A 6,297-nucleotide genomic window follows, 5' to 3' on the forward strand; every position below is an offset into this window, starting at 1 on the left:
ATAGAAAATGAAAGAGAAACTCTAAAAACGTATGGAAGATTTGCTAGAAATCGACAAATTTTATTCCTCAAAAAACGAATACTTCCATAAGAGAAATTATTATTGATGAAGATTTAATATCTGTATTGGATGCATTGAAAGAGGAACAAGATAAGGTTCTTTATAATCGTGAAGAATTAAAGAAATATGATTTGGTCTCTTGTGATAGAAGGTATAAACTTTCTACAAATTATGGATTGAATAAATACTTGAAAGTATTTTTATCCGAACTTGGGATAGGTAGCCAAACCATGATAGCAAAAGCAGGCAGGCATATTTACGGTTTATATTTATTAGACTTCCTGCAAAACTAGAATCCTAGTTCATGATTGATAATACCAACAATCAAATTCATTCGTAAGCCGAAGCGTTTACGATGATTTCGATAGGTTGTTGAAAATATTTTAAACGTTTTCATAGTGAAATGAAATAAGAACAGGACAAATCGATTTCTAACAATGTTTTAGAAGTAGATGTGTACTATTCTAGTTTCAATCTACTATACTCTGTCAAAAATATTCTCAACCTTGATTCTCTCCTTAGATAGCGCATGGTTACAGGCTTTATCTTCAGCTGTTAGCAGCTTGAGTTTGCTGGATTTCCTCGGAGTTTGCGCTTGAGGATATAGCTTCATGAGCCCTTGATAAGCACTGTCAGCCAAGATTTTACCAGCTTGTCCGATATTTCTGCGACTCATTTTGAACAACTTCATATCATGACAATAGTTCACAGCGAGCTCCAAAGAAACAATTCTCCCTTGACTTGTGACAATCGCTTAAGCCTTCATAGCGTGGCATTTCTTTTTACCAGAATCATTCTCTAATTGTTTTTTTAGAACGATTGATTTTTACTTCCGTCGCATCAATCATTACCGTGTCCTCAGAACTGAGAGGAGTTCTTGAAATCGTAACACCACTTTGAACAAGAGTTACTTCAACCCATTGACTCCGATGGGTTAAGTTGCTTTCGTGGATACCAAAATCAGCCGCAATTTGTTCATAAGTTCGATATTCTCGCACATATTGAAGTCGCCATAAGAAGGTATTCTAGGCTTAGTTTAGGTTTTCGTCCCCCTTTTGCGTGTTTACCTTGATAAGCTGTTTTCAATACAGCTAACATCTCTTCAAAAGTCGTGCGCTGAACACCAACCAGGAGCTTAAATCGTGCATCAGTTAGTTGTTTACTTGCTTCATAATTCATAGAACTATTCTACCATATTTTGTTTCGCAGGAAGTCTATTATCAAAAGGTGTTGATATATGGGCTGTTTCAAGATTACTAAGGCATAAAGATATACAACAAATTATTCAAACTTACGGACATACTCTAAAAGAGGGTTATTGATAAATAGTATAGGAAGAGCCTTAAAATAAGGTTTTTTCTATTTATCGATTCCAGCAGGGGGTATGTAATTAGATACTATAGTAGATTGAAACTAGAATAGTGTATCTGGACTTCTAAAACATTACTAGAAATTGATTTGTCCTATTCCTATTTCATTTTACTATAAAAACCGCTCAACTGAGCGGTTTTCGTCTATTCATACCCTCTTACAGTACCCATGTTCGGATGGCATGGGCAACACCGGATTCGTCATTTGTTTTAGTGATGTATTTGGCGATTTTTTTGATTTCTGGATTTCCATTTTCCATGACAACGGGGTTCCCAACGACTTCTAGCATGGCACGGTCATTTTCTTCGTCACCGATAGCCATGGTTTGATTTTTGGTCAATCCGAGTTTTTCAGCTAGGTGAGTGATGGCTGACCCCTTGTCTACATTCTTTTTAAGGAGTTCGAGGTAGAAAGGAGCAGACTTGTTGATAGAGTAGCGTTCGTAAAATTCTGCTGGTATCTTTTCAATTGCAGCATCGAGAACCTCAGGCTCATCGATGAACATACACTTGACGATTTCCTTGTCAGCCATTTCTTCAGGTGTGCGGTAGAAGATAGGCATGTTGACGAGGGTTGATTCGTGCACAGTGTATGTTCCGATATTGCGATTGGCAGTATAGATACCGTCCTTAGTAATAGCATGCATGTGGACACCGAGCTTACGACTGAGAAATTCCATATCCAGATAATCCTCATAAGTCAAGGATTCGCTGATAATCTCATGCCCTGTAGCAGTTTCTTGGACAAGGGCACCATTGAAGGTCACAACATAGTCACCCTCGTCTCTCAACTGCAAGTCGTCCAGAAGTTTGGCAACACCTGCGATAGGGCGGCCAGTTGCAATGACGACTTTGACACCAGCTTCTTTGGCATCTTGGATGGCAGAAAAGACTTCAGGAGTAATCTCCTTTTGACTGTTGACTAGGGTTCCGTCAATATCGACAGCGATTAGTTTAATACTCATAAAATTCCTCTTCTAGTTTTTATTTGGGGTAAAATGATCGTTCTCAATTAAGTGTAAAAATTGCTGGGTAATGCTAGCAAAGATGCTGTTTTGGTCCAACATTTCTTTTGGAAAATAAAAGCGATTATCTCCGTGGCGACTGCCAGCAAGGGATTGGACGATAGGAGACAGGCTAGAGAGTTCGGCCAGTTGACCATTTTTTTGTAAAATCTCAATCTGTGTCCGTGGATTTTCAGATTCGGGACGATAGATATCATAAGGGAGGTCAAAATTCTTATGAATGGCAGTGTAGTAGTCGGGATCAAAGCCGATATCCTCAACCAATTTTCTCATGCTAGCGAGTTGGTCTTGGTCTTCTTGTGAAAAAGTAATGGATTTAAAGACCTTGCGGTTGACAAAGCGTTGCGACAGGTCTGCAAGAATCTTGTCAGGACTGGTCATCCAGAGTTGGAAGTAGGTATTCATCACACCATCATCCAGAGCTAGATAGTCAGACAAGGTCACATTTTTTTCGAAGAAAGGCAGGAGGTGTGGAGAAGTTCGGGCAAAGAAATCCTTGTCCTCAGGATAGAGTTCCTTGGCGCGTTTGAGAAGATTCTGTAGGAGAACTTCCATGGCGCGTGTTGCGGGGTGGAAATAAACCTGCATGTACATCTGGTAGCGACTGAGGACGTAGTCTTCGATGGCGTGCATGCCATTGCGCTGAAAGGCGATACCATTTTCGACAGGACGAATGACTCGGAGGATGCGAGTCAGGTCAAATTCCCCATAGGATGCTCCTGTAAAATAGGAGTCGCGCAAGAGATAGTCCATGCGGTCTGCATCAATCTGGCTAGAAATGAGTTGTACGACCTGCTTGTTAGAATAGGTATGGTCGATGACACTGGCAACCTTTTCTGGGAAATCAGGCGCCACTTGTAGCAGGACTTGGTGAATCTCCGTTTCAGGACTTTGGATGATTTCCTGAGTAATGGCCTCATGATCTGTATCAAAGAGATGTTCAAAAGTATGGGAGTAGGCACCATGCCCAAGGTCATGTAGGAGGGCCGCGGTCATGGTCAAGAGAGACTCGGCAGGATTCCATTCTTCAGGATATTTTTCTTCAAAAATCTCCGTGATGCGACGAGCAATCTCATAGACTCCAAGACAATGGGAGAAGCGACTGTGTTCTCCACCGTGGAAGGTATAACTGGAAGTTCCCAGTTGCTTAATACGGCGCAAACGTTGAAATTCTTTTGTATTAATCAAGTCATAGATGATTTGATTATTGACATGGATGTAGTTGTGAACTGGGTCACGGAATACTTTTTCGTTCATATGACCATTATAGCAAAAAGCTAGAGTTTTTGGTAAAATAGTAGGACAAGAGACAAGAAAGAGGACCTGATGTGAAGATTCGGATGCGAAATACGATTCAGTTTGATGAGCAGTTGGAAGTGATTGACCAGCTTTATGACGTGGAAGTGCATAAAAAAGGAGATTATAGCTACCTGCTTTTCTATAATGAGGAAAAGGAAAAAGTAGTGATTAAATTTCATGGTCAAGAACTGGTGATGAGTCGTTTTTCCAATCCCAAGACCATTATGCGCTTTTTAAAGGATAGTGATAGTTTAGCCTATATTCCTACACCTATGGGCATGCAGGAGTTTATCATCCAAACGAGCCATTATCAAGTTGATAGACAAAAGATTGAACTAGATTATCAACTACAAAATCAAGAGGGACATCCCTTTGCTAGCTATCAATTGGAAATTACTTGGGGCTAGGCTCTTATTTTTTTCAAATTTACCTGGCTATCTTCTCGGATTGGCTTCCTAATGTGGTAGATTAGGCTAATTTTTGGTATAATAAAAGTTATGGAAATCGAAAAAACCAATCGTATGAATGCGCTCTTTGAATTTTATGCAGCGCTTTTGACAGATAAGCAAATGAATTATATAGAGCTCTATTACGCTGATGATTACAGCCTTGCTGAGATTGCCGAGGAGTTCGGTGTCAGTCGTCAGGCTGTCTATGACAATATCAAGCGAACAGAAAAGATTCTGGAAGATTATGAGATGAAATTGCACATGTACTCGGACTACATTGTCCGCAGTCAGATTTTTGATCAGATTTTGGAGCGCTATCCCAAGGATGACTTTCTGCAGGAGCAGATAGAAATTTTAACAAGCATTGATAATAGAGAATAAGAGGAAGAAAAATGGCATTTGAAAGTTTAACAGAACGTTTGCAGAACGTCTTTAAAAATCTACGTAAAAAAGGAAAAATCTCTGAATCTGATGTCCAAGAGGCAACCAAAGAAATTCGCTTGGCCTTGCTCGAGGCCGACGTTGCCTTGCCTGTTGTAAAGGATTTTATCAAGAAAGTTCGTGAGCGTGCAGTCGGCCATGAGGTCATTGATACACTTAATCCTGCGCAACAGATTATTAAAATCGTTGATGAGGAATTGACAACCGTTTTAGGTTCTGATACGGCAGAAATTATCAAATCACCTAAGATTCCTACAATCATCATGATGGTTGGTTTGCAGGGGGCTGGTAAAACAACTTTTGCTGGTAAATTGGCCAACAAACTCAAGAAGGAAGAAAATGCTCGTCCTTTGATGATTGCGGCGGATATTTATCGTCCAGCTGCTATTGACCAGCTGAAGACACTGGGTCAACAGATTGATGTGCCTGTCTTTGCTCTTGGTACAGAAGTACCAGCTGTTGAGATTGTTCGTCAAGGTTTGGAACAAGCTCAAACTAATCATAACGACTATGTCTTGATTGATACTGCGGGTCGTTTGCAGATTGATGAGCTCCTCATGAATGAGCTTCGTGATGTGAAAGTATTGGCTCAACCAAATGAAATCTTGCTTGTCGTTGATGCTATGATTGGTCAGGAAGCAGCCAATGTTGCGCATGAGTTTAATGCTCAGTTGGAAGTAACTGGGGTTATCCTTACCAAGATTGATGGCGATACTCGTGGTGGTGCGGCTCTATCTGTTCGTCACATCACTGGAAAACCAATCAAGTTCACTGGTACAGGTGAAAAAATTACAGATATCGAAACCTTCCACCCAGACCGCATGTCTAGCCGTATCCTTGGTATGGGGGATATGCTCACTCTGATTGAGAAAGCTTCTCAGGAATACGATGAGCAAAAAGCTCTTGAAATGGCTGAGAAGATGCGTGAGAATACCTTTGATTTCAATGATTTCATTGCTCAGTTGGATCAGGTGCAAAACATGGGCCCAATGGAAGACTTGCTCAAGATGATTCCAGGTATGGCCAACAATCCAGCCCTTCAAAACATGAAGGTGGATGAGCGTCAGATCGCGCGCAAACGTGCCATCGTGTCTTCCATGACACCTGAGGAACGTGAAAACCCAGATTTGTTAAATCCAAGCCGTCGTCGTCGTATCGCTGCAGGTTCTGGAAATACCTTTGTCGAAGTTAATAAATTCATCAAGGACTTTAACCAGGCTAAACAGCTCATGCAGGGTGTTATGTCTGGAGATATGAACAAGATGATGAAGCAAATGGGGATCAATCCAAACAATCTTCCTAAAAATATGCCAAATATGGGAGGAATGGATATGTCTGCCCTTGAAGGAATGATGGGACAAGGTGGTATGCCTGACTTGTCAGCTCTCGGAGGAGCAGGAATGCCAGATATGAGTCAGATGTTTGGTGGTGGACTCAAAGGTAAAATTGGTGAATTTGCTATGAAACAGTCCATGAAACGTATGGCTAACAAAATGAAGAAAGCGAAGAAGAAACGCAAGTAAGACGAAGGAAGGCCGCAGAGCTTTCCTTTTTTAGAAAAATAATAAAGGTCTATTTTGAATCTGTAAAGAATAAAAAATAATAATACTCAATGAAAATCAAATAGCAAACTAGGAAGCTAGCCGCAAGCTG

Annotated in this window: 5 protein-coding genes and 2 pseudogenes; 4 read left to right on the forward strand and 3 right to left on the reverse strand. The window is 40.6% G+C overall.

Annotated features, from left to right (window positions below):
- Positions 1-335, forward strand: a pseudogene (locus HT678_RS11935) (site-specific integrase); the annotation flags it as partial.
- 14 nt (positions 336-349) lie between these two features.
- Here the strand turns inward: HT678_RS11935 and HT678_RS05450 are convergent.
- The 3 genes and pseudogenes from HT678_RS05450 to HT678_RS05460 form a co-directional block, all read right to left on the reverse strand.
- Positions 350-1,239, reverse strand: a pseudogene (locus HT678_RS05450) (IS5 family transposase).
- 349 nt (positions 1,240-1,588) lie between these two features.
- A complete protein-coding gene (yidA, locus tag HT678_RS05455) occupies positions 1,589-2,395 on the reverse strand; it encodes a sugar-phosphatase (protein WP_000023513.1) in 807 nt (268 codons plus the stop codon).
- A 12-nt stretch (positions 2,396-2,407) separates the two neighbouring features.
- Positions 2,408-3,712 carry an HD domain-containing protein gene (locus HT678_RS05460; RefSeq protein ID WP_050223622.1) on the reverse strand — a complete coding sequence of 435 codons (1,305 nt, stop codon included), beginning with the start codon at positions 3,710-3,712 and terminating at the stop codon, positions 2,408-2,410.
- 71 nt (positions 3,713-3,783) lie between these two features.
- Here HT678_RS05460 and HT678_RS05465 point away from each other — a divergent pair, with 71 nt between their 5' ends.
- From HT678_RS05465 to ffh, 3 genes are all read left to right on the forward strand, one after another.
- Positions 3,784-4,161: a DUF1934 domain-containing protein gene (locus HT678_RS05465; protein WP_023934199.1), complete on the forward strand. Its 378-nt coding sequence runs from the start codon at positions 3,784-3,786 to the stop codon at positions 4,159-4,161.
- Positions 4,162-4,251: 90 nt separating this feature from the next.
- Positions 4,252-4,584 (forward strand): putative DNA-binding protein, encoded by a 333-nt coding sequence (locus HT678_RS05470; RefSeq protein WP_000402066.1) that lies wholly within the window; start codon positions 4,252-4,254, stop codon positions 4,582-4,584.
- A gap of 11 nt (positions 4,585-4,595) precedes the next feature.
- Positions 4,596-6,167 (forward strand): signal recognition particle protein, encoded by a 1,572-nt coding sequence (gene ffh, locus HT678_RS05475; protein WP_000863644.1) that lies wholly within the window; start codon positions 4,596-4,598, stop codon positions 6,165-6,167.
- Positions 6,168-6,297: the final 130 nt, after the last annotated feature.

This window comes from Streptococcus sp. 3167 (assembly GCF_013277175.1).
Lineage (GTDB): Bacteria > Bacillota > Bacilli > Lactobacillales > Streptococcaceae > Streptococcus > Streptococcus pseudopneumoniae.